Origin of the sequence: Phyllobacterium sp. 21LDTY02-6 (assembly GCF_023554255.2) — a bacterium.
In the GTDB taxonomy this organism is placed as follows: domain Bacteria; phylum Pseudomonadota; class Alphaproteobacteria; order Rhizobiales; family Rhizobiaceae; genus Phyllobacterium.
This window is the reverse complement of the sequence record NZ_JAMJWD020000002.1, coordinates 973,093-994,509: the sequence shown is the minus strand read 5'-3', so window position 1 is coordinate 994,509 and position 21,417 is coordinate 973,093. Positions and strand designations below refer to the sequence as shown.

The following is a 21,417-nucleotide window of genomic DNA, read 5'->3' as shown; positions in this document are numbered from 1 at the left end:
GCGGGCGGAACTCAAAGAAGCCATTGACTTTGCTGGCCGCACCCCGATAGCTACGCTCGGAAAAACCAGATACATGCACAATGACAAAAGCGGAACGACCCACAGCTCCAAACAGCCGGCACAATGAAGCGACGCACCCCCACAGCCCCGTGGTCGAGTTCGGCGCCGACAAGCCGTTGCAGCTCGACAGCGGCGTGCAGCTTTCACCCTTTCGCATCGCCTATCAGTCCTACGGGACGCTGAACGCCGACAAATCCAACGCGATCCTGATCTGCCACGCCCTGACAGGCGACCAGCATGTCGCCAATGAACATCCGGTGACGGGCAAGCCCGGCTGGTGGGAGCTGCTGGTCGGCCCTGGAAAGCCGATCGATACGGATCACTACTTCGTGCTTTGCTCCAATGTGATCGGCGGCTGCCTCGGCTCTACCGGTCCTGCCTCGATCAATCCTGCCACTGGCAAGCCCTATGCGCTGGACCTGCCGGTGATCACGATTGCCGACATGGTGCGAGCCCAGGCGATGCTGGTGGATCATTTCGGCATCGACCAGCTCTTTGCCGTCGTCGGCGGGTCGATGGGCGGAATGCAGGTGCTCGAATGGGCATCCAGCCATTCGGACCGAGTGTTCTCGGCCGTGGCGCTGGCGACGGGCGCCCGTCATTCATCGCAGAACATCGCGTTTCATGAAGTCGGACGCCAGGCTATCATGGCCGATCCCAAATGGAACAATGGCCGCTATCTCGACGCCGGCGCGCTGCCCCGCAAAGGGCTTTCCGTCGCCCGCATGGCAGCGCATATCACCTATCTTTCCGAGGCCGCCCTGCACAGGAAGTTCGGGCGCAACCTTCAGGACCGGCAGAGCGTCACCTTCGGCTTCGACGCGGATTTCCAGATCGAGAGCTATCTGCGCCATCAGGGCACGACTTTCGTCGATCGTTTCGACGCCAACTCCTATCTCTACATGACACGGGCCATGGATTATTTCGACCTGGCGGCCGAGCATAATGGCCGGCTGGCCGACGCGTTTGCAGGGACCAAGACCCGTTTCTGCATCGTGTCCTTCACCAGCGACTGGCTGTTCCCGACCAGCGAGAGCCGCACCGTGGCGCATGCACTGAACGCGGCAGGCGCTTTCGTTTCGTTCGTCGAGATCGAATCCGATCGCGGCCACGATTCCTTCCTGCTCGACGAGCCGGAGATGTTCTCCGCCATCAATGGTTTCATCCGCTCCGCGGCACGTGCGAGAGGGCTGGCGATATGAGCGTCAACAGCCACCCGCGCGTCGATTTCACCGTCATCGCATCGCTCGTCGAGCCGGGTTCCCGCGTGCTCGATGTCGGTTGCGGCGATGGCGAGCTGCTGGAGCTTCTGCAGACGACGAAGGCGGTCGATGGCCGCGGCGTCGAGCTTTCGCAGAAGGGCGTGAACGAATCGGTTGCGCGCGGCCTGTCGGTGATCCAGGGCGATGCCGACAGCGACCTGAAATATTATCCCGATTCCGGCTTCGACTATGTCATCCTGTCGCAAACGCTGCAGGCGACACGAAACCCGAAATATGTCCTGACCGAGCTGCTGCGTATCGGCGGGAAGGCGATCGTTTCCTTCCCCAATTTCGGCCATTGGCGCGTGCGCGCCTCGCTGGCCGTCAACGGCCGCATGCCGGTGACGCTGGACCTGCCCTATAGCTGGTACGATACGCCCAATATCCATTTCTGCACGATCAACGATTTCGTCGACGTGACGAAGGAAATCGGCGCCCACATCGAAGCCGCCGTGGCGCTGAACGCCATGGGCGAACGGCTGGCATTCAACATGCCGTGGGGCTTCTGGAACCTGTTCGGCCAGCAGGCGGTATTCCTGCTCCGGCGCTGAGGGCGCCGATCCTGCCTCAGGCGCTAGGGCGCCGGTCGATCCTGCCAAAGGCGCTAGGGCGCCGGTCGATCCTGCTTCTCGCGCCGCATCGCGGTGCCCTGGGGCGAGAGGACTGGCACGAATACGCGACGTGACGAGCGCTTGGCGACGGGCAGGCCCTGATAGACCCGCTTCTGCGCCTCGACGATCAGAACCCCGGAGAACATCGGCCAGAGGCGCCTGCCCATGCGCTCGATCAATGCGGATGGCCGCATCATGAGGCGACGCGAAGACGGGGCGAAATAGAGCGCCTCGCTCCACGGGCCGGGCGTGAAATTCGTCTCGCGCAGCAGCCGCGTCAGCTGGCTTCGGCTATAGGGCCGGCCGCTGCCGAACGGCGTATGTTCGAACCGCGCCCACAGGCCGCGCCTGTTCGGCACGATGATGACGAGGCGGCCATTGGGCGCCAGGACGCGCCACATTTCCTTGAGCGTCTCGCGGGGATCTTCCGCATGTTCCAGCGCATGAACGAGCAGGATCCTGTCCACCGCCGAATCGGGCAGCGGCAGTTCCTCCTCGAAGACCAGCGCGGTGGAAGATGCCTCGGCGGGAGGCCAGCTCGCGGCACCCTGCCCCGCCGGCATGAAGGCGAAGGTGCGTTCCGTATCGCCCCGAAACCTGTCCAGATAGGGCACGGCATAGCCAAGGCCGACGAGCCGCTCACCGGGCAGCTTCGGCCATAGGGGAACCAGCGCCATGGTGATGGACTGCTCGGCCAGATGCCCGAGCGTCGAGGCGTAGAACGAACGTAGATCGATAATATCGAGATGCATGCGCGGCACCGTAGCACGCGAAATGACAACTTCAAGAAAAGGCCGGTCAAATAGCTTGCGATTGAGCGCGGCCTGCTTATCCTGCATCCGAAGAACCAACAGAGCAGCAGCATGTCAGATTTGCAGATCGAACAATTTCCGGCACGTACCGACAATTACGGCGTTCTCGTCCATGATCCGGCCGCGGGCCTCACCGCCGCGATCGATGCGCCGGAGGAACAGGCCATCCTCGCGGCTTTGAAGCGGCGGGGCTGGAAGCTGACCCACATACTGACGACGCATCATCACAACGACCATGTCGAGGCCAATCTCGCTCTGAAGCAGCGCTTCGGTATCGAAATAATCGGTCCCGAGGCAGAAAAGGCCTCGATTCCGGGCATCGACCGCACCGTGAAGGACGGCGACCAGTTCAAATTCGGCAATTACGACGTCAAGGTGATCTCGACGCCGGGCCATACGGCCGGAGAGGTCTCCTATTTCCTGCCCGAGGCGAAGGTGGTGTTCGCCGGCGACACGCTGTTTTCGCTCGGCTGCGGCAGGCTGTTCGAGGGAACGCCCGCCACGATGTTCAGATCGCTGCAGAAGCTCGTGGCCCTGCCCGTCGAAACCACCGTCTATTGCGGCCACGAATATACCGAGAGCAATGCCCGCTTCGCCCTCGCGATCGATCCGGACAATTCGGCGCTCAAGGAACGGGCAAGGGAGGTCCAAGTCCTGCGCGAAGCCGGCCTGCCGACGCTGCCGACGACGATCATGCGCGAGATGGCGACCAATCCGTTCCTGCGCTGGCATGATCCGGCCATCCGCCGCAACCTGAAGCTGGAGCATGCCTCCGACGAGGCGGTCTTCACCGAGATCCGCAAGCGCAAGGACAATTTCTGATGGCTCTGACCGCCGACGACATCAAGCGCGTACTTGGATTGGAGCCGCATCCGGAAGGCGGCTGCTACGTCCAGACCTTCCGTGACAATCGTACCGAGTGGCCGGTTGGCGGGCGCGGCCATTCCACCGCCATCTATTTCCTTCTGGAAGAGGGCGAAGTATCGGCCTGGCACCGGGTGAAGGACGCAGCCGAGGTCTGGCACTGGTATGGCGGCGCGCCGCTGCTGCTTTCCATTGCCGCCGACGACGGCGTCACCGAAACGCACCGGCTGGGCATGTCGCTTCTCGAAGGAGAGCGCCCGCAGGCCATCGTTCCGGCGGGACATTGGCAGATGGCCCGCTCCCTTGGCGCCTGGACGCTCGTCGGCTGCACGGTCGCCCCCGGTTTCGACTTCGCGCAATTCGAAATGGCCGAGCCCGGCTGGGCTCCGGCTTCGACGAAGGACTGAGAACGGGCTTCCCGCTAGCGCCTCTTCAGCAGCATGTCCTTGGCGGCCAATGCGGCGCCAAGCGTGATGAGCAGGCAGGCGAGGAATATCCGCCAGCTCGGCTCGGTCGCCCCGGCGAAGATCAGCACCAGTGTCGACAGCAACGGTGCGGCATAGCTCGACGAGCCCAGCACCTGTATATTGCCGTGCTTCACGCCGTAATCCCAGGCATAGAACGCCGCTCCGACCGGAAACAGGCCGAGGCCGAGCACCGCCAGCCATTGCACGATCCCTTCGGGCCAGATCGTCTGCTCGAGCAGCAGGTGCGAGATCAGCGACAACAGCGCGGTAGCAATGCAGAAGCCGGTGACGGCATCGGTCGGCACCCGCGAAAACCGCCGCGACAGCAGCGAGTAGCCGGACCACGTCAGGGCACACAGGGCGGCCATGGCGTAGCCGAAGCCATAGCGGGCATCGAAGCCGAACCCGCCGCCCTTGGTGATGATCAGCACCGTTCCGGCAAGCCCGAGCAGCGTGCCGGCCACATGGAACCAGCGCAGCCGCTCGCCGGGCATCAGCGCCGAACCGACGACGATGAACAGCGGCCAGAGATAGGCGATGAGGCTGGCATCGATGGCGGGCGCATTGCGCAACGCGGTAAAATAAAGGAAGTGATAGCCGAACAGGCCTGCAACGCCGAGCAGCCACACCTTTGCCGGTTGGCGCAGATGTCGCGCAGCGCCGGGCCGCCAGAGCCATGAAACCAGGCCAAGGCAGGAACCGATTGCGAATGTCATGGCCGTCAGCTGGAAAGGCGGCACCTTGCCCGACACATCGGTGAAGAGCGCAAGCATCGCCCACATGATGATTGCCAGAAAACCGATTATCGTCGCCAATTGCCCCCTCCACAATCGAAGGCGGGCCCGGCGGCCCGCCTATTTCAGAACTTCGAGACGGGTCGCAGCAACCTTGACCGTACCGATTCGCGTGCCGATCGACGCCTGCACGGGCGAATAGATAGCGGAGTTGCCGAACGATGCAAAGGTGAGGCCGATCTTGCTGCTGTTCTTCAGATATTCGATTGCCTTGCGGTCAGAACGGTAACCGGAGATGGGGACGAACTTGGCGGCGCAATCGATCGATTGCCCCTTGAAGCCCTTAATGTCCAGGGGCTTCGGCCCTCCATTGGCCGAAAGCACGAGATCGACGCGGGTCTGGCCGTCATAAAGATGCAGCGTCCGGTTGCATATCTTGTTCAAATCGTCCGTTACGACCATTACGCCGGAAATGGGATCGAACACCGATCGCAGGTCTTCGGGCTTCAAATCCACCCATTTTCCCTTCTTCCTGACCGGCGGCACGTTGACGGTGTTGGCGACATCGCCATTGTTGAAGGCGATCGTCGTGCTCTTGTCCTTGTTGCCATGCTTGTATTTGACGACGTAATTGCTAGGCACGGGCCCTGACTTGCCGATGCGGCCTTCTACGTCCAGCGTACCGCTGGTATCGTCGAACAGGCTGCCTATGCCCGAGCTCGACAGGTGTCCCTTGACTTTAAAGGCCCCGTCGGGCGCGAGATCTGTCGAAAAACTCGCCTCCGCGATCGACAACCCGTAAAGCGAGACACGATAATCCGCCTTGTACGCGCGCGGTTGCTCCGCATGGGCGCCGCTCGGCATGAAAGCTGCGAGCATCAGCGTGAAAGTGAGATTCAAGCGAAGATTCATGGCTCTTTTCCTGCAGCCACGGCGTGGCGCGTGTTCATCCTTGCCCCCACTCATGGGTAGAATGCGGGCAAAGTTGTGTTAAACTCAAGCATCGATGCGTTATTGCCGCCAACCGGCTCGCAATAAAACACAAGCAGACTTGACGCAGAAGCCTCATATCACTATAGAAACGCGACTTCCCAAAAGGCCGCCTGTCCGATAGCGCGCCGCTGCATGGCAACGTGCGATGGTTCAACGAGACATTCGGACGGCCTGGTAACGAAATTTGAAGGTGAGACCAAAATGTCCCGCACATGTGAATTGACCGCCAAATCGGTACAGTACGGCAACAATGTAAGCCACGCGAACAACAAGACGCGCCGCCGCTTCCTGCCAAACCTGTGCCATGTCACGCTTATCTCCGAAGCCCTCGGACAGAGCTTCCGCCTGCGCGTTTCGGCAAATGCCCTGCGCAGCGTCGAGCATCGCGGCGGCCTCGATGCCTTCCTCGTCAAGGCTGACGAGAAGGAACTTTCGCAGCGCGCCCGCCTCTTGAAGCGTCAGATCGCCAAGAAGCTGCTCGAGGCTCCTGTCGCCGCTTGATAGGCTGACACTTCACGCTCGTTCGAAGGCCAGCCACGCGCTGGCCTTATTGCTGGTTCCATTACCCAGGATAAAAAAATGCCGGTTTCCCGCGCTTATACCCAGTCTGACTATATTCTTCCGGTCATCGCCATGTGCGCGGTCGTCGCCGCGTCGAACTTTCTGGTCCAGTTCCCGTTCGATCATTTCGGCCTCGGCCAGGTCCTGACCTATGGCGCGTTCACCTATCCGATAGCGTTTCTCGTCAACGACCTGTCCAACCGCCGCTTTGGCCCGACCTTCGCGAGACGCGTCGTCTATGCCGGCTTCACCATCGCCGTCATCCTGTCGATCTGGCTGGCAACGCCGCGCATCGCCGTTGCCTCAGGCACGGCGTTCCTCACGGCACAGCTCCTCGACATCACCGTGTTCAACCGGCTGCGGCAGCTCTCCTGGTGGAAGGCGCCCTTCGCCTCCGCCATCGTCGGCTCGATGCTAGACACGCTGCTGTTCTTCTCCATCGCCTTCGCCGCGCGCTTCGCCTGGATCGACGCCATGACGGGGCAACCGGATTCCTCGCTGGCGATGCCGGTACCTTTTCTCGGCCAGGAAATACCGCTCTGGGCATCTCTCGGCCTCGGCGACCTGGTGGTGAAGATCGTCATGGCCGTGGTCATGCTGGTGCCCTATGGCGCCATCCTGGCGATTTTCGCGCCGGCCATTTATTCCGCCAGCCGGAACTCAAGATAGAGATTGCGCTGCACGATCGAACGATTATCGTCCGAGATCATCGACAGATGCGTGCTTCCATCCTCGGCCTGCCATATGTCGAGCCCCTCCATGTTGTCGATCTGCGAGCGCAGATCGGCTTCCAGCATGGTCGTGCCCTGCAAGGTAGCACCCGCCCGGATATCGTCCGCCGCGATCCGCCGCAGACGAATTGAGACGCCGCTGATGACGCGGAACTTGCGCTCCAGCAGCACAAGATCACCGTTCGGAAGGAAATCGCCGTCGCTGATGTCGAAATCGTCGCGGCGAGCCACGTAGAACACGCCTTTTCGCGGCCCCTCCAGCACGGCGCCGAACATGTCGCCGGCGGCATTGAGGCTCATTTCGCTGACGGCGATCCGCGCGCCTTCGAGCGGGCTGGCCGCGGGCGATCGCGCCACTGTCTCGATGCCGCGATTGGTGCGCAGCTCGTGGCGGGGCATCGGCAGCGGCAATGTGACCGGCGTGGAGGCGAATTTATCGAGGTCCAGCGCATATTCGGCGATACGATGATTGCGTTCGAAGGAAATTGTAGCGATCCCATCGCTTACATCGAGCCCTTCCGCATCGCCATTACGCTTGCCGCGCACCGCGTCGCCCTCGCCGCTGCGTATGGGTGCCAGCCGGAAATCCGCGACTGAAACAGGCCTGCCATCGCCGTCGCGCTGCATTGTTCCGGCATACCAGAAACCGGTATCCGTCACTCCGACGAAGCTGCGGCCAACGTCGAGATAGCGGAAGGCGGAAAATCCGCCGAAATCATCATTGCTGGCGCGCAACTCCAGCCCGCCGACGAACTCCAGCGGACCGAAGCGCGTTTCGGCCGATCCGATGCGGAACTGGCTGAACGTCGCCGACCGAACGTCCAGCGCCGTGACATCGGTTTCGCTGGCGCAGGCGCTGATATCGAGCGCGAGCGAACACATCAACAGGATCGAGAAATGCAGCCGCTTGCGGCTCACCGGCTGCCATACTTCCTGGCGGCCCGCTGCTCCTGCTCCTCGAAGAGCGAAGCAAGCTGCTCGGTCATGGCGCCGGCAAGTTCTTCGGCATCGACGATGGTGACGGCGCGGCGGTAATAGCGCGTCACGTCATGGCCTATGCCGATCGCGATCAGTTCGACCGGCGAACGCGTCTCGATCTCCTCGATCACCGCACGCAAATGCCGCTCCAGGTAATTGCCCGGATTGACCGACAGCGTCGAATCGTCGACCGGCGCGCCATCCGAGATCATCATCAGGATGCGCCGTTGCTCGGGACGCGCCAGCAGTCTCTGGTGAGCCCAGATCAGCGCTTCGCCGTCGATGTTTTCCTTCAGCAGGCCCTCGCGCATCATCAGGCCGAGATTGCGCCGCGACCGCCGCCATGGCGCGTCGGCGCGCTTGTAGACGATGTGCCGCAGATCGTTGAGCCGCCCGGGCGTCGCGGGCTTGCCGCGCTCCAGCCAGGCCTCGCGCGCCTGCCCGCCCTTCCAGGCCTTTGTCGTGAAGCCCAATATCTCGACCTTGACGCCGCACCGCTCAAGCGTCCGCGCCAGGATGTCCGCGCATGTCGCAGCGACGGTGATCGGCCGGCCACGCATGGAGCCCGAATTGTCGATGAGGAGCGTCACCACCGTATCGCGGAAATCCGTATCGCGCTCCTGCTTGTATGAAAGCGGCTGGGTCGGATCGATCACGATGCGCACGAGCCGGGCAGAGTCGAGATATCCTTCCTCCAGATCGAAATCCCAGGAACGGTTCTGCTGGGCCATCAGCCGGCGCTGCAGCCGGTTGGCGAGCCGTCCGACGACACCGGAAAGATTGGCGAGCTGCTTGTCGAGAAAAGCCCGCAGCCGATCGAGCTCCGCCTCGTCGCAGAGCTCTTCCGCATCGGTCATCTCATCGAATTCCTGGGTGAAGACCTTGTAGCCGCTCTCCGCGCCGAGATTGGAGAAGGGTGGATTGGGCCGGCGCGCCTCGCCCGGAATCTCGGCATCCGCATCGGAATCATCATCCATGTCGTCGGAGGATGCTTCCGCCGCTTCCGTCTCGCCGGCCTGGCTGTCGTCGCTGGCATTCTCGGAATCGTCATTTTCGGACGAATCGCTGCCCTGCTCCTCTTCCGAGCCGCCCTCATTGTTCTCCTCGGGCTCGGGGGCATCGTCATCATTGTCCTGGCTCTCGTCTTCCTGGCTGTCCTGCGCCAGGTCCTCGGCCATTTCCATCGATGCGAGCATTTCCCGGATAACGCGGGCAAAGGCATTCTGGTCGTTGATCTTCTCGGAAAGGTGCTCGAACTTGGTGGCAGCCTTTTCCTCGATCCAGTCGCGCCAGAGATCGAGCACGTTGCCGGCCGTTTCCGGCGCCTTGCGACCCGTCAGCTTCTCCCGCACCAGAAGCGCAATCGCCTCTTCCAGCGGCGCTTCGTCCTTGTCGGTGATCGCCGGAAAATTCGCCCGGGCATATTTGTCGCTGAGCATCGAGGTGATGTTCTCGGCCACGCCATCCATGCGCAGCGAGCCGATCGCCTCTACCCGCGCCTGTTCGACGGCATCGAAAATGGCGCGCGCCTGCTTGCCTTCCGGCGCGAGCGTGGCGTGAATCCGGTCATTATGGCACGCACGGCGCAACGCCATGGAATCGCCGATGCCGCGCGTGACGGCGATATCATTGGCGCTCGGCCGCTTCGGCAGATCGGGGAGCCGGGCACGATGACCCGTCAGCGCCGGCTTGTCGTTGCTGAAGGCGACTTCCATTTCATGATCGCCGGCGATGGCGCGAACACAGGCCGTGACGGCGCGCTTGAACGGCTCGGCGTCGACCAAACCCTTCGCAGTCGCTCGTGAATTGTCTCCGGGTCCCGCCATGTTATCCCGATATTCCTACTACGCCATCACCACGTTGGCGGTGGATTCCGGCAGTTCCTTGCCAAAGGCGCGCTGGTAGAATTCAGCGACGATCGGCCGCTCCAGCTCATCGCATTTGTTGAGGAAGGTCAGGCGGAAGGCGAAGCCGACATCCTTGAAGATGTCCGCGTTTTCGGCCCAGGTGATGACCGTGCGCGGGCTCATCACCGTCGAAAGATCGCCATTGATGAAGGCGGCGCGGGTCATGTCGGCGACACGCACCATCTTGGAGACGATCTCCTTGCCTTCCTTGTTCTGGTAATGCTTCGCCTTGGCCGCAACGATGGCCGCTTCATTGTCATGCGGCAGGTAGTTCAGCGTGGTCACGATCGACCAGCGATCCATCTGCGCCTGGTTGATCTGCTGGGTGCCGTGATAAAGGCCGGTCGTATCCCCAAGGCCGACCGTGTTGGCGGTGGCGAACAGGCGGAAAGCCGGGTGAGGCCGAATGACGCGGCTCTGGTCGAGCAGGGTCAGGCGGCCCGACGATTCCAGCACGCGCTGGATGACGAACATGACGTCCGGACGCCCGGCATCGTATTCGTCGAATACCAGCGCTACATTGTGCTGATAGGCCCAGGGCAGGATGCCGTCGCGGAATTCCGTGATCTGCATGCCTTCCTTGACGACGATCGCATCCTTGCCGACGAGGTCGATACGGCTGACATGGCTGTCGAGATTGACGCGGACACAGGGCCAGTTGAGCCGTGCTGCCACCTGCTCGATATGGGTCGACTTTCCGGTGCCGTGATAGCCTGAAACCATGACCCGGCGATTGAAGGCGAAGCCGGCGAGAATGGCGAGCGTCGTCTGCTTGTCGAACAGGTAATCGGGATCGATCTCCGGCACATAGGCATCGCCGGCCTTGTAGGCGGGCACCCGCATGTCAGAATCGAAGCCGAACACTTCGGCAACGGAAACCGTCGTATCCGGCAAATTCGCAATATCGCGATCAACCTTGTTCATCATGCCTCCTGCGCGACTGCGGGCGCAGACGCATAAAGATAGTCACAGTCGTAAAACCCCGAAGGGTTTCGAATTCAGCCCGAGCGTGGTTAGCAGAAACCGGCCGTCTTGAGCAATTGATAGGCTTGGATCACGTCACGGAAACGGTCCTCGGAAGCCCGATCACCGCCATTGGCGTCCGGGTGATGGCGCTTCACAAGTTCTTTATAGCGCGACTTTATGTCTTCGCCAGTAGCTTTTGCACCGAGCCCGAGCGTATCCAGCGCTTTTGATTCGAGCGGCTTCAATTTGCGCACGTGAGTCCGCACGCCGCCGAACACGCTGTTCGGGTCGCGGAAGCGGTTCTGGTAGGCCGCCCGGCCGGAGCGCATCTTCGAGAAATCCGGCGATGCCTTGCCGGTGCCGCCGGCGCTGGCGGATCGGGCGCTCGGTCCGGCGCCGCTCCCCGGCAGGCCCGCAACGGTCCATGTCGGACGGTCGCCGGTCAGCGCTTCCTTCTGGTAGCGCGCCACTTCGACATCCGACAATCCGGAGAAGTAATTATAGCCCTTGTTGTATTCGCGCACATGATCGATGCAGAAATGGAAGAACTCGCCCTCCTTTTCGCGTCCGACAGGCGCGCGGTGCGGCCCCGGCTTGTCGCAGCCGTCCCACTGGCAGATATGCTTGTGTGATTTCTCCTCCTCTGCCTTTTTGGGGCGGATTCGGATACTGTCAAAATATTTCGAGTTCGAAGTCATCTATTCAGAGGATCGCTGCCTGATTGGTTAAGGACACAACAATTGACATTTGCCCATGGTTCAACCTAACGCCTGAAATGGCGGTAAATTTGTGATCATGTTCGGATTTGCCAAGTGAAACTACCATATGGGCGCAGGAGAGCGAAATGTCCACACAGTCAGCCATCGAAAACAAACTGACGAAGGCTTTTCATCCGATTTCATTGGCCGTGATCAATGAAAGCCATCTTCACGCTGGCCACCACCATTCCGACGGCGAGCATCATGCCACATTCGACGGCTCGGGCGAAACGCATTTTCGTGTGCGGATTGTCGCGGAAGCCTTTTCAGGCATGTCGCGTGTCGAGCGTCACCGTTCCATCAACAAGGTTCTAGAGGACGAGCTCAAGGGCACCGTGCATGCGCTGGCGCTGGAGCCATCGGCGCCGGACGAGGCGGCACGGCGCTAGGTCGAGCGAGACCACGCTTGCGGCTTTGCGGCCTGGGGCCTATTTGCCCCGCTTCTCCTGCAGAAAGCCCAGGACGGCCGAAGCGGGCACGTCCCTGGCGATGAACGAGCGGCCAATTCCCCGCGTCAGGATGAAGGTCAGCGCACCGCGCGAAACCTTCTTGTCCTGCGCGATGTAATCCATCAGCTTTTCCGCCGGCGGTATCTCCCCCGCGATCGCGTCGATCGAGACCGGCAGGCCGACCTCGCTCAAATGCGCCTCGACGCGGGCGGCATCGTCAGGGCTCGCAAGGTTCATCCTGGCGGAGAACTGATGCGCCAGCACCATGCCGATCGCCACGCCTTCGCCATGCACCAGGCGGGCGGAATCATATCCGGTCGCCGTTTCGAGCGCGTGGCCGAAGGTGTGGCCGAGATTGAGCAGCGCGCGGTCACCCGTCTCGCGCTCGTCGCGGGCCACGACATCGGCCTTTGCCCTGCAGGAAACGGCGATGGCTTCGGCTCTTTCGGGGCCGCCATCGAAGATGCCCTGCCAGCTCCGCTCCAGCCAGGCGAAGAAGTCCGGCCTGTCGATCAACCCGTATTTGGCGACCTCGGCATAGCCCGCCCGGAATTCGCGCTTCGACAGCGTGTCGAGCACGTCCATATCCGCCAGCACCAGTTGCGGCTGGTAGAACAGGCCGACGAGGTTCTTGCCGTGGGCGGTATTGATACCGGTCTTGCCACCCACCGAACTATCGACCTGGGCCAGCAGCGATGTCGGCATCTGCACGAAATCCATGCCGCGCCGCGCAATTCCCGCGGCAAATCCGGCCAGATCGCCGATCACGCCGCCACCAAGGGCGATCACGATATCGCCGCGCTCCAGCCGTGCCGAAAGAATGGCATTCGTGACCGTCTCCAGCGTACCGAAGCTCTTGGATTTCTCGCCGGGCGCGACGAGCACCGGCGTCGACTGGATGCCGGCCGCAGCCAGACTGTCCGCAAGGCGTCCGAGATGGAGCGCGGCCACGGTCTCGTCGCTGACGATCGCCGCCTTCACCTTGCCAAGACGGGCAGCGATCTCCTGCCCCGCCCGCTCCAGCAGGCCGGAGCCGATCAGAATGTCATAGGAGCGGTCCCCGAGCTGCACGGGTACGAGCGTCGGGGCATCATGCTTGGACATGGGCGTCTGTTCCATCATTGGCGGCGTCGAGAAGGTGGGCGGCAAGAGCCTGCATGGCTTCCAGCGCGATTATTTCTTTCTTTTCATCCCGCGAATGGATGGTCAGATCCGCCTGGGCATAGACCGGATAGCGTTCGGCCATCAGGCGCTCCATGACGCCGCGGGGGTCGCTGTTCTTCAGCAGCGGGCGGTTCTGCTTGCGCTGGACGCGCGCCATCAGGATGTCGAGCTCCGCCTTCAGCCACAGCGATATGCCTTCGCTGGCGATGGCGCCCCTCGTCTGCTCGTTCATATAGGCGCCGCCGCCGGTCGCAAGGACGATGGGGCCCTCCTCCAGCATGCGGGCGATGACCCGCCGCTCGAGATCGCGGAACTCAGCCTCGCCATAGGCCTCGAACAATTCCGGTATGGTCATCGTCGAGACTTTTTCGATCTCGTGATCGGCATCGAAAAACGGCAATTCGACCATCGACGCCAGCTTCTTGCCGACGGTCGACTTGCCGGCGCCCATCAGGCCGACAAGCACGATCGACCGATGACCCAGCTGCTCGCGGATCGATCGGGCGAGTTCCGGCAGGTCGGCAGGAAGCGTTGCATCGTCGGTCGTGTTCATAAAGCGTTTCGACAGGAAAACCCGGGCGGCGTCAAGCAGACTGTAGCGTCGATTCATCAAATGCTAAGGCTTTTTCGGCAGGATTATGGAACCGAAATCCGTATGATCGCTTCGCAATGCCAACGCTTACCAGATTGATCATCGTCCTCGCCGTTCTGGCCTGCATCATTTATGCGGGCATGCTCGCGCTTGCCGCGTTCGTGGAGCCCAGGCAGGCCGAGATGACGATTCGCGTTCCGAGCGAGAAACTCAACCCCAAGCCGCAGAAACCGTGACCATGCGTGCCGCAGCCGCTATCGAAACCTTCCTTGAGATGATGAGCGCCGAGCGCGGCGCCGCCCAGAATACGCTCGACTCCTACCGGCGCGATCTCGAGGATGCCGCCGCATTCACATCGGCGAAGGGAACGCAGCTGACCGTGGCCGGCTCCGACCTGATCCGCTCCTATCTCGACGATATTGCCGGGCGTGGCTTCGCGGCCACGTCACAGGCGCGGCGGCTTTCTGCCCTGCGCCAGTTCTTCCGCTTCCTCTACGTCGAGAATATCCGCACGGACGATCCGACCATCACGCTGGACGCGCCGAAAAAGGGCCGCAGCCTGCCGAAAATATTGAGCGAGGCGGATGTGGGCAAGCTTCTCGCGCGGGCGGAACTGGAAGCGCAATCGCCGGAAACCGCGCCGGGCGGACGGCTCCAGGCGCTTCGCCTGCATGCGCTGCTCGAAATACTCTACGCATCCGGCCTGCGCGTTTCGGAACTGGTCGGATTGCCGGCCACCGTGGCCCGTTCGGACAGCCGTTTTCTGATGGTCCGCGGCAAGGGCGCCAAGGATCGCATGGTGCCGCTTTCGGGCAAGTCGCGGACGGCGATGGCCAGCTATCTTGCGGCCCGCGATGCCATCGATAGCGCCGCCGACAATCCATGGCTCTTCCCGGCGCTGTCGGAGACCGGGCACCTCGCCCGGCAGGTGTTCGCCCGGGAACTGAAGGGACTGGCTGCCCGCGCCGGCCTGCGCAGCACCGCCATATCGCCACATGTGCTGCGCCACGCCTTTGCCAGCCATCTCTTGCAGAATGGCGCCGATCTGCGTGCCGTGCAGCAGCTTCTCGGCCATTCCGACATTTCCACCACGCAAATATACACACATGTGATGGAAGAGCGGCTGCACCAGCTTGTCACCGAGCATCACCCTCTGGCAGACTGATGAGGGAGGCGTCCGATGATCGGCGCCAGAGGCAAAGCCGGCCATGTGGCGCTTGTTGAAAAGGTTGTTCGGATCTGAAGCGGCATCCGCGCCGGCAGCCGACGACCGCGAGATGATCCGCATCGATGCGCAGGGCTTCCATCGCTCCACTCCGGCGACGCGATCGATGCGATGGCGCGAGGAATGGAGCTGGGACGAGATCGATGGCTTCGGTTTCTCGTTCAAGCCGGCATTGTTTCCCGACCCCTGGTTCGGCGACTATATGGAGAGCGAATGGTTCTTCATCGTTTCGAGCGGCAGCGGCCCGGAAAAGATCCATTTCGACGTGACCTGGCTGGATATCGACCGGCTTCCGGCGGCTCTCGCCGAAAACATGCCGGATATCGATCTCGGCAAATTGCGCACCGGCCTCGCCACTGCCGCCAGGGGCCCGCAACATTATGAAGGCGAGGGCGAATGGCTGGCCTGGAGCCGGCCGAAACGCCGACGGAAGAAAGCCGCACCCGCCAGGAAGCCGCGGCAGACGCGCACCAAGCGGGCCGGCTAGCCACCACACCTTTGCCCGAATCCGCCCTATAAATCCGCTGCCGGAGTTTCTTCCCACCATGCTTCCTTGACATGAGCGCCGGCAGCAGCCAGTTAGAAACAAAAAATTCACCGTTTGCAGGCAGACATTTCGCCCATGTACAACTATCTCGATTTCGAAAAACCGGTTGCCGATCTCGATGGCAAGATTCTCGAGCTGAAGAAACTCGCCGAAGAGGGCGGTGCGCTCGACACGAACGACGAGATAGCGCGGCTGGAGAAACGTTCTGCCGAAGCTCTGCGCGATCTCTATCGCAAGCTGACGCCATGGCAGAAGGCGCAGATCGCCCGTCATCCCGACCGGCCGCACTGCCTGGACTATATCGGCCGGCTGTTCACGGATTTCACCCCCCTCGCCGGCGACCGCAATTACGCCGACGACGAGGCGGTCCAGGCTGGCCTTGCCCGCTTCAACGGCCAGGCTGTCGCCGTTATCGGACAGGAGAAGGGCAGCGACACCAAAACCCGCCTGAAGCACAATTTCGGCATGGCCATGCCCGAAGGCTACCGCAAGGCGGTGCGCATCATGGAACTGGCGGACCGCTTCCAGCTTCCGGTCCTCACGCTCGTCGATACCGCCGGCGCGTTTCCGGGCATCGCCGCCGAGGAACGGGGACAGGCCGAGGCGATCGCCCGCTCCACGGCCGCCTGCCTCAATGTGAAGGTGCCGATCGTTTCCGTCATCATCGGCGAAGGCGGCTCGGGCGGCGCGATCGCGATCGCCACGGCGAACCGGGTCTACATGCTCGAACATTCGATCTATTCGGTGATTTCACCGGAAGGCGCCGCCTCGATCCTCTGGCACGATTCGACCCGGGCGAAGGACGCCGCCACCTCCATGCGCATCACGGCCCAGGATCTCTATGAACTGAAGATCATCGACGGGATCATCCCCGAGCCGGTCGGCGGCGCGCATCGCGGCAAGGATGCGGCCATCGAAGCAACCGGCAACATCATCAATGCCGCATTGAATTCGATGAGCAACATGGACGGCGAAACATTGAAGCGCGACCGCCGCGAGAAGTATCTCGCGATCGGCCGCAATCTCTAGAAACGACAGGCCGGCGATAAATTGTTGCGGTTTTTTGTCAAACCGGCTTGCAATTCATCGACCGACCCATTAGGAACCGCGCTGCGCAGACAAATGCGCAATGTGGCACGCGCCCGTAGCTCAGCTGGATAGAGCACCAGACTACGAATCTGGGGGTCAGAGGTTCGAATCCTTTCGGGCGCGCCATTTTTTCCCACTGTTGTCGAATGACACGATATTTGGCCTTTTGGCCACTATCTTGCCTTTCGGTCAGGATTGCTGACTTTTTCTCCGGTCGAAATCCCATCTGGCCAATGAAGTCCGAGCTGGGTTGCTCCATCGACAGCGATTTCGAACCCGATTGGGAGTACCTGGTCTCACGGCTGGACACTACGTAGGTGGCGAAGATCAGACGCCAGGCGGAGATAGAAAATACCCTTGTCCTGATTGATCATAAGGCCCTCGGAGACGAACCCTCGGAGTTCGGGTCCACCGGTAGGCTGACCTATCACGGGCGTCACAAAGCCCCTTCAAAATAGTCGTCGCCGACGCCTCCAGGATTGTAGCTATGTATTCGCGACATTTGCTTTCGGGGCCGCTGCCGCTAGTAATCTGTCCTAGCCCCCCCCCAGAACTCCGTCGAACACTGGACCTTACGCATGAATTTCCGGATCGCCCGACCATCTGACGCTCCAATACTGGCCGCCATATCAATCGAAGTTTGGCTCGGAACCTATATCCGGCGAGGAGTGAACGCCTTCTTCGCAGAATATGCGCTGAATGAGTTCACATCGGATAAGCTCAAAGCGTTGCTCGAAGATCGGAATGAACATGTCATCGTGTCAGAGAACGAAGATGGCCTTGATGGATTCATTCGCGTCAGTCACGGGAAAGCAGCACCCGTCGCGAATTGTCCCACCATGGAAATATCCACCCTTTACGTTCGGCCACGCCACCATGGGAAAGGACTTGGAAAGGCTCTCCTAGAACAAGGGTTGGATTACGTGCGGGCTAGTGGAAGCCCGTCGGTCTGGCTGACTACCAATTCCGAGAATACCTCGGCCATAGCTTTTTATCTGAAGCAAGGCTTCGAAAAAGTTGGCACCACGCACTTTCGCATACAGGATCAGGCATATTTGAACGATGTATTCAAACGTGCCTGTTGATTTCCGTTGAGTATGCCCCTCGGCACCAGAGGCTCACATCGCCAATTCATTGTCGCCGATCCTGATGGCTACCTATTGCGCTTTTACGAAGAGCTGGGAACGCGACATCGCTTGATTCCGAAGTCGTGAACGAAAGGACAATCTTCGCTTACGATGTTCATCGTCGAGCTTCGCGCATTAAAGCCAAATCTTTGTCCAAGGCAGCGCACTGCGATCGCCGTTTATGATAGCTTGATATGCGCTTAGGGTGGGCAGTACATGACAATAGAATTTTACAATTCCAACGCCGCTGAATATGCAGCCGATTGGAATACTCATAATCCAAGACTCTTTTCTTTCCTGAACCGCTGCAAACCGGGTGGCAGGATTCTTGAGTTAGGCACAGGCGGGGGCGTCGATGCCCAAGCGATCCTCAATGCAGGGTTCCATCTGGATGCTACCGATGGGTCTGCCGAACTGGCTGCAATTGCCTCGGCCCGCATAGGTCAACCCGTAAGAACGATGGTGTTCAACGAACTCTGTGCCATCGAAGAGTATGACGGCGTATATGCCTGCGCTTCACTGACTCATGCCCCCAGAAACGAATTGGGCCCTGTAATCCAGAAAATCTATTCTGCGCTTGTAGATGGCGGCATTGTCTGGGCCAGCTTCAAGACAGGGACGGCTGAGGGGCTGGACGGCCTTGGCCGATATTACAATTATCTGTCGGTCGCAGATCTTATGAAATGTTGGCACGATAACGCACCTTGGACCAGTCTCGATATAGAATGCTGGACAGGAGGTGCTTACGATCAGCGACCTACGGAATGGGCGGCGATCACCGCCGTTCGATAGAGCATTCTTTCCTTAATTCCTAAATTTCGCAGCGAGATCACCGATGCTGATTTTCCAGGGCAGTATGGTTGCCACGGCACGTGTCTCCGCCGCACCACCCTTGGGTCAGGATTGCCAACATTTTCCAGTGATTTCAGCCGTTGCCAGGCCGATACCGTCGCTTCCGCCGGTGATCACCACGACCTTGTCTTCAAAGCGCTTCGCCATCTGAATACCTTTGCTGAAAATGGAGGGTTGCTCCACTTATAATATGGAGGCTGTCTCCACTTAGCAAGGCCGTGCGGGAATGAGTTTAATCGCGTGGCTCTTCGTTGAGCCAGAACAGGGCGACGATCGTACCGATAGGCGGCATAACCCATGTGACGAGCTGAAACCAACCGCTTCTGTTCGTATCGTGCAGGCGGCGGGCGGTGACGGAGAAGAACGGCACCATCGTGACCACCAGCAATATCGTAACAACGAGGTCCGGGAGATTGAACAGGGCCAGCACGAACAGCAGCAACACATAGAAAAGCATGGCATACCAGAATTCCGTACGGCTCGCCCGGCCCTTGAAATCGAAGTATCCGGTAAAAAATCTCCGCACCGCGGTTTGAAAATTGACGGGCGAAGCCGCCATGCCGAAGCGGTTGGGGCCTTGCGGTGGTTTGTTCTTGTAGGACACCACAAACACAAAAAGCAGCGAAACCAATATGCCGAACGCGAAAACCCAATGCATTAATCCGGAATCTCCTTTTTACCCCACAAGCCGGAAATACCGTCAGACACTTGGCTTCGCAAGGAACCGATATCGAATATCGGTCGAGTGTCGTTCCACACGATTTGTGTCGAATGCAATGCTAAATTGCGTTCGCCTATAGTCCCAGGGCAAATGCGCCGAGATGCTGGCGGACCCATTTCGCCTCTTCCGAAGCGGTACGGCGGAAGTGTCGTTTGAAGTCGCGGCTGAACTGGGCGGGGCTGACATAGCCGACCGAGAGAGCGACTTCCGCGATCGTCCTGTCTTGGCGCGCCAGCATCAGTCTGGCCTCGTGAAGCCGCATGGCCTTGACATATTGCATCGGGCTGCTGCCCGTCAGCGCCTTGAAATGCGCGTGATAGGACGGAACGCTCATGCCGGCGTCGCTGGCCAGCGCAGCAACGGAAACCTCCGAGCAGCAGGTCTCGCGCAGCCGGGCAAGGCTTTGCACGATTTTCCCGGCCGTACCTCTCTGCTGCAGCGCCGCTATCATCGCCGCGCCCTGGGGACCGACGAGAACCCGATAGTGCAGTTCGCGCAGGATGCCTGGGCCCAGCACCGCCGTTTCCATGGGATCGGCCAGCACCTTCAACAGACGCAGCAGCACATCCTCGATATCGGGTTCCATCCTGCTGGAAACGAGGCTTTTCGCCCTGGCGGCCGACGGTGCCGAAGATCGCTTCTCGATTTCCGAGGCAATCTCGGCGGCCAGCGGCATGTCGAATTCCACATAGATCGCAAGCAGCGGCCGTTCCGCGCTGGCGACGGATTCCATCCGGAATGGAACGGGCACTGAAACCGCCAGATAGTGCTCCTCGTCATAGCGATACACATCGCCTTCAAGCATGCCCTGCTTGCGCCCCTGCAGCACGAAAACGGCTCCCGGCCTGTAGAGCACGGGAACATCGTGAAGGACCGCCTCGGTCCTGAGAATGCGGACATTGGCAAGCCCCGTCGGGTTGTATCCCTCGCCAGTGGCGATATTTCCGGCCAATTGCACCAGCGCCTGGCGCGTCGCCTGCGCGCACTCCAGACTCATAGGATTTGGCAAGATATTCATAGATTTTGCCCTCGGCACATTGAATATTGAAGACTATCAGTCAATAGCACCATCAAACAAGACCGGAAAGTGGAAACATGTCCAGGAAGACCTTCTTCATCACCGGAGCCAATTCGGGCTTCGGCCTTGCCATCGCCACGGCGGCCAGCAATCTCGGCCACACGGTTGTCGGCACCGTCCGCTCCGAGACATCGCGGGCAAGCCTTGCGGAGAGCCTGCCGGCGGTCCGCACCGTCCTGTGCGACGTCACCGAATTCGACCGGATAGCCGAAATCGTCGAACAGGTGGAGACAGACCACGGGGCGGTGGACGTCCTCATCAACAATGCCGGCTATGGCCACGAAGGCATTCTCGAAGAATCGCCGCTCGAAGAGATGCAACGCCAGTTCGATGTGAATGTTTTCGGCGCCGTCGCGGTCGCAAAGGCCTTCCTGCCGCGTTTCCGGCAAAGACGTCGCGGTTTCATCGTCAACGTCACCTCGATGGGCGGCATGATCACCATGCCCGGCATTGCCTATTATTGCGGCAGCAAGTTCGCCCTCCAGGGTATCTCCGAGGTCATGCGCGCCGAAATGGCGCCGTTCGGCGTGCATGTCACCGCGCTGTGCCCCGGCTCGTTCCGAACCGACTGGGCCGGGCGTTCGATGACCCGCACGGAGAGGTCTGTTGCCGACTACGATGCGCTGTTCGATCCGATCAGGCAAGCGCGCCAGGAAAAGAGCGGCAGGCAGCTCGGCGATCCGGCCAAACTCGCAATGGCCGTGTTGCGGCTGATCGCATCCGACGCGCCGCCGCCGCAACTGCTGCTTGGCAGCGATGCGCTCGAACTCGTCTCCGACAGGATCGCGCGCTTGCAGCAGGAGATCGAAAGCTGGAAATCCGTCACTGTGTCGACCGACGGCTGATGGACAATGCAACCATAGCGGCAA

Annotated in this window: 25 protein-coding genes and 1 tRNA gene; 15 read left to right on the top strand and 11 right to left on the bottom strand. The window is 60.8% G+C overall.

What is annotated here, in order from left to right:
- Positions 1–80: 80 nt before the first annotated feature.
- Both M8997_RS11225 and metW read left to right on the top strand, forming a co-directional pair.
- Positions 81–1,262, top strand: a complete 1,182-nt coding sequence (locus M8997_RS11225) for a homoserine O-acetyltransferase (RefSeq protein WP_250019891.1) — start codon at positions 81–83, stop codon at positions 1,260–1,262.
- Positions 1,259–1,873, top strand: a complete 615-nt coding sequence (metW, locus tag M8997_RS11220) for a methionine biosynthesis protein MetW (RefSeq protein WP_250019893.1) — start codon at positions 1,259–1,261, stop codon at positions 1,871–1,873. The genes M8997_RS11225 and metW overlap by 4 nt, the downstream gene beginning before the upstream one ends.
- 53 nt (positions 1,874–1,926) lie before the next feature.
- Here metW and M8997_RS11215 read toward each other — a convergent pair whose 3' ends face one another.
- A complete protein-coding gene (locus tag M8997_RS11215; protein ID WP_250019895.1) occupies positions 1,927–2,685 on the bottom strand; it encodes a class I SAM-dependent methyltransferase in 759 nt (252 codons plus the stop codon).
- A gap of 111 nt (positions 2,686–2,796) precedes the next feature.
- Here M8997_RS11215 and gloB point away from each other — a divergent pair, with 111 nt between their 5' ends.
- Positions 2,797–3,567, top strand: a complete 771-nt coding sequence (gene gloB, locus M8997_RS11210) for a hydroxyacylglutathione hydrolase (protein ID WP_250019897.1) — start codon at positions 2,797–2,799, stop codon at positions 3,565–3,567.
- Positions 3,567–4,016 (top strand): cupin domain-containing protein, encoded by a 450-nt coding sequence (locus tag M8997_RS11205; protein WP_250019899.1) that lies wholly within the window; start codon positions 3,567–3,569, stop codon positions 4,014–4,016. Before gloB ends, M8997_RS11205 begins: the two co-directional genes overlap by 1 nt.
- A 14-nt stretch (positions 4,017–4,030) precedes the next feature.
- Here the strand turns inward: M8997_RS11205 and M8997_RS11200 are convergent, their stop codons facing one another.
- Together M8997_RS11200 and M8997_RS11195 are read right to left on the bottom strand one after the other, a co-directional pair.
- Positions 4,031–4,858, bottom strand: coding sequence for an EamA family transporter (locus M8997_RS11200; protein ID WP_250019955.1), 828 nt, complete (start codon positions 4,856–4,858; stop codon positions 4,031–4,033).
- Positions 4,859–4,930: 72 nt separating this feature from the next.
- Complete coding sequence (locus tag M8997_RS11195; RefSeq protein WP_250019900.1) at positions 4,931–5,722, bottom strand: DUF3108 domain-containing protein; 792 nt, start codon at positions 5,720–5,722, stop codon at positions 4,931–4,933.
- A 282-nt stretch (positions 5,723–6,004) separates the two neighbouring features.
- Between M8997_RS11195 and rpmB the strand changes: the two genes are divergently transcribed.
- A complete protein-coding gene (gene rpmB / locus M8997_RS11190) occupies positions 6,005–6,304 on the top strand; it encodes a 50S ribosomal protein L28 (RefSeq protein WP_250019902.1) in 300 nt (99 codons plus the stop codon).
- Between the two features lie 78 nt (positions 6,305–6,382).
- The gene (locus M8997_RS11185) at positions 6,383–7,033 is read left to right on the top strand and encodes a queuosine precursor transporter (protein ID WP_250019904.1); all 651 of its coding nucleotides are present in this window, start codon (positions 6,383–6,385) and stop codon (positions 7,031–7,033) included.
- Here the strand turns inward: M8997_RS11185 and M8997_RS11180 are convergent.
- The 4 genes from M8997_RS11180 to M8997_RS11165 all read right to left on the bottom strand — a co-directional run bounded on the left by M8997_RS11180 (position 7,006) and on the right by M8997_RS11165 (position 11,644).
- Positions 7,006–8,013: an esterase-like activity of phytase family protein gene (locus M8997_RS11180; RefSeq protein WP_250019905.1), complete on the bottom strand. Its 1,008-nt coding sequence runs from the start codon at positions 8,011–8,013 to the stop codon at positions 7,006–7,008. The two genes, M8997_RS11185 and M8997_RS11180, sit on opposite strands and share 28 nt — an antisense overlap.
- Positions 8,010–9,899: a cobaltochelatase subunit CobT gene (gene cobT, locus M8997_RS11175; RefSeq protein ID WP_250019906.1), complete on the bottom strand. Its 1,890-nt coding sequence runs from the start codon at positions 9,897–9,899 to the stop codon at positions 8,010–8,012. The genes M8997_RS11180 and cobT overlap by 4 nt, the downstream gene beginning before the upstream one ends.
- 18 nt (positions 9,900–9,917) lie before the next feature.
- Complete coding sequence (cobS, locus tag M8997_RS11170) at positions 9,918–10,904, bottom strand: cobaltochelatase subunit CobS (protein WP_250019907.1); 987 nt, start codon at positions 10,902–10,904, stop codon at positions 9,918–9,920.
- A gap of 89 nt (positions 10,905–10,993) precedes the next feature.
- Positions 10,994–11,644, bottom strand: coding sequence for a J domain-containing protein (locus M8997_RS11165; RefSeq protein ID WP_250019908.1), 651 nt, complete (start codon positions 11,642–11,644; stop codon positions 10,994–10,996).
- 146 nt (positions 11,645–11,790) lie between these two features.
- On the opposite strand from M8997_RS11165, the gene M8997_RS11160 reads away from it, so the two are divergent.
- The gene (locus M8997_RS11160; RefSeq protein ID WP_250019909.1) at positions 11,791–12,093 is read left to right on the top strand and encodes a BolA family transcriptional regulator; all 303 of its coding nucleotides are present in this window, start codon (positions 11,791–11,793) and stop codon (positions 12,091–12,093) included.
- A 39-nt stretch (positions 12,094–12,132) separates the two neighbouring features.
- Here M8997_RS11160 and aroB read toward each other — a convergent pair whose 3' ends face one another.
- Together aroB and M8997_RS11150 are read right to left on the bottom strand one after the other, a co-directional pair.
- Positions 12,133–13,257 (bottom strand): 3-dehydroquinate synthase, encoded by a 1,125-nt coding sequence (aroB, locus tag M8997_RS11155; RefSeq protein ID WP_250019910.1) that lies wholly within the window; start codon positions 13,255–13,257, stop codon positions 12,133–12,135.
- On the bottom strand, positions 13,244–13,870 hold the full coding sequence (locus M8997_RS11150) for a shikimate kinase (protein WP_250019911.1): 627 nt from the start codon (positions 13,868–13,870) through the stop codon (positions 13,244–13,246). The genes aroB and M8997_RS11150 overlap by 14 nt, the downstream gene beginning before the upstream one ends.
- Positions 13,871–13,986: 116 nt before the next feature.
- Here M8997_RS11150 and M8997_RS11145 point away from each other — a divergent pair, with 116 nt between their 5' ends.
- The 7 genes from M8997_RS11145 to M8997_RS11115 all read left to right on the top strand — a co-directional run bounded on the left by M8997_RS11145 (position 13,987) and on the right by M8997_RS11115 (position 18,689).
- Positions 13,987–14,145 carry a histidine kinase gene (locus M8997_RS11145; protein WP_250019913.1) on the top strand — a complete coding sequence of 53 codons (159 nt, stop codon included), beginning with the start codon at positions 13,987–13,989 and terminating at the stop codon, positions 14,143–14,145.
- A 2-nt stretch (positions 14,146–14,147) separates the two neighbouring features.
- Entirely contained in the window at positions 14,148–15,074 is a 927-nt protein-coding gene (locus M8997_RS11140; protein WP_250019915.1) for a site-specific tyrosine recombinase XerD, read from the top strand.
- Between the two features lie 64 nt (positions 15,075–15,138).
- The gene (locus tag M8997_RS11135) at positions 15,139–15,621 is read left to right on the top strand and encodes a hypothetical protein (protein ID WP_252597198.1); all 483 of its coding nucleotides are present in this window, start codon (positions 15,139–15,141) and stop codon (positions 15,619–15,621) included.
- A 135-nt stretch (positions 15,622–15,756) separates the two neighbouring features.
- Positions 15,757–16,710 carry an acetyl-CoA carboxylase carboxyltransferase subunit alpha gene (locus M8997_RS11130; protein ID WP_250019918.1) on the top strand — a complete coding sequence of 318 codons (954 nt, stop codon included), beginning with the start codon at positions 15,757–15,759 and terminating at the stop codon, positions 16,708–16,710.
- A gap of 109 nt (positions 16,711–16,819) precedes the next feature.
- Positions 16,820–16,896 (top strand) — tRNA-Arg (locus tag M8997_RS11125).
- A 452-nt stretch (positions 16,897–17,348) separates the two neighbouring features.
- Positions 17,349–17,855 (top strand): GNAT family N-acetyltransferase, encoded by a 507-nt coding sequence (locus M8997_RS11120; protein WP_250019920.1) that lies wholly within the window; start codon positions 17,349–17,351, stop codon positions 17,853–17,855.
- A gap of 258 nt (positions 17,856–18,113) precedes the next feature.
- A complete protein-coding gene (locus tag M8997_RS11115; RefSeq protein WP_250019922.1) occupies positions 18,114–18,689 on the top strand; it encodes a class I SAM-dependent methyltransferase in 576 nt (191 codons plus the stop codon).
- A gap of 292 nt (positions 18,690–18,981) precedes the next feature.
- Here the strand turns inward: M8997_RS11115 and M8997_RS11110 are convergent, their stop codons facing one another.
- Together M8997_RS11110 and M8997_RS11105 are read right to left on the bottom strand one after the other, a co-directional pair.
- A complete protein-coding gene (locus M8997_RS11110) occupies positions 18,982–19,380 on the bottom strand; it encodes a DUF805 domain-containing protein (RefSeq protein WP_250019923.1) in 399 nt (132 codons plus the stop codon).
- 163 nt (positions 19,381–19,543) lie between these two features.
- A complete protein-coding gene (locus M8997_RS11105; protein ID WP_250019956.1) occupies positions 19,544–20,482 on the bottom strand; it encodes an AraC family transcriptional regulator N-terminal domain-containing protein in 939 nt (312 codons plus the stop codon).
- 83 nt (positions 20,483–20,565) lie between these two features.
- Between M8997_RS11105 and M8997_RS11100 the strand changes: the two genes are divergently transcribed.
- Complete coding sequence (locus M8997_RS11100; RefSeq protein WP_250019925.1) at positions 20,566–21,393, top strand: oxidoreductase; 828 nt, start codon at positions 20,566–20,568, stop codon at positions 21,391–21,393.
- Positions 21,394–21,417 lie beyond the last annotated feature (24 nt).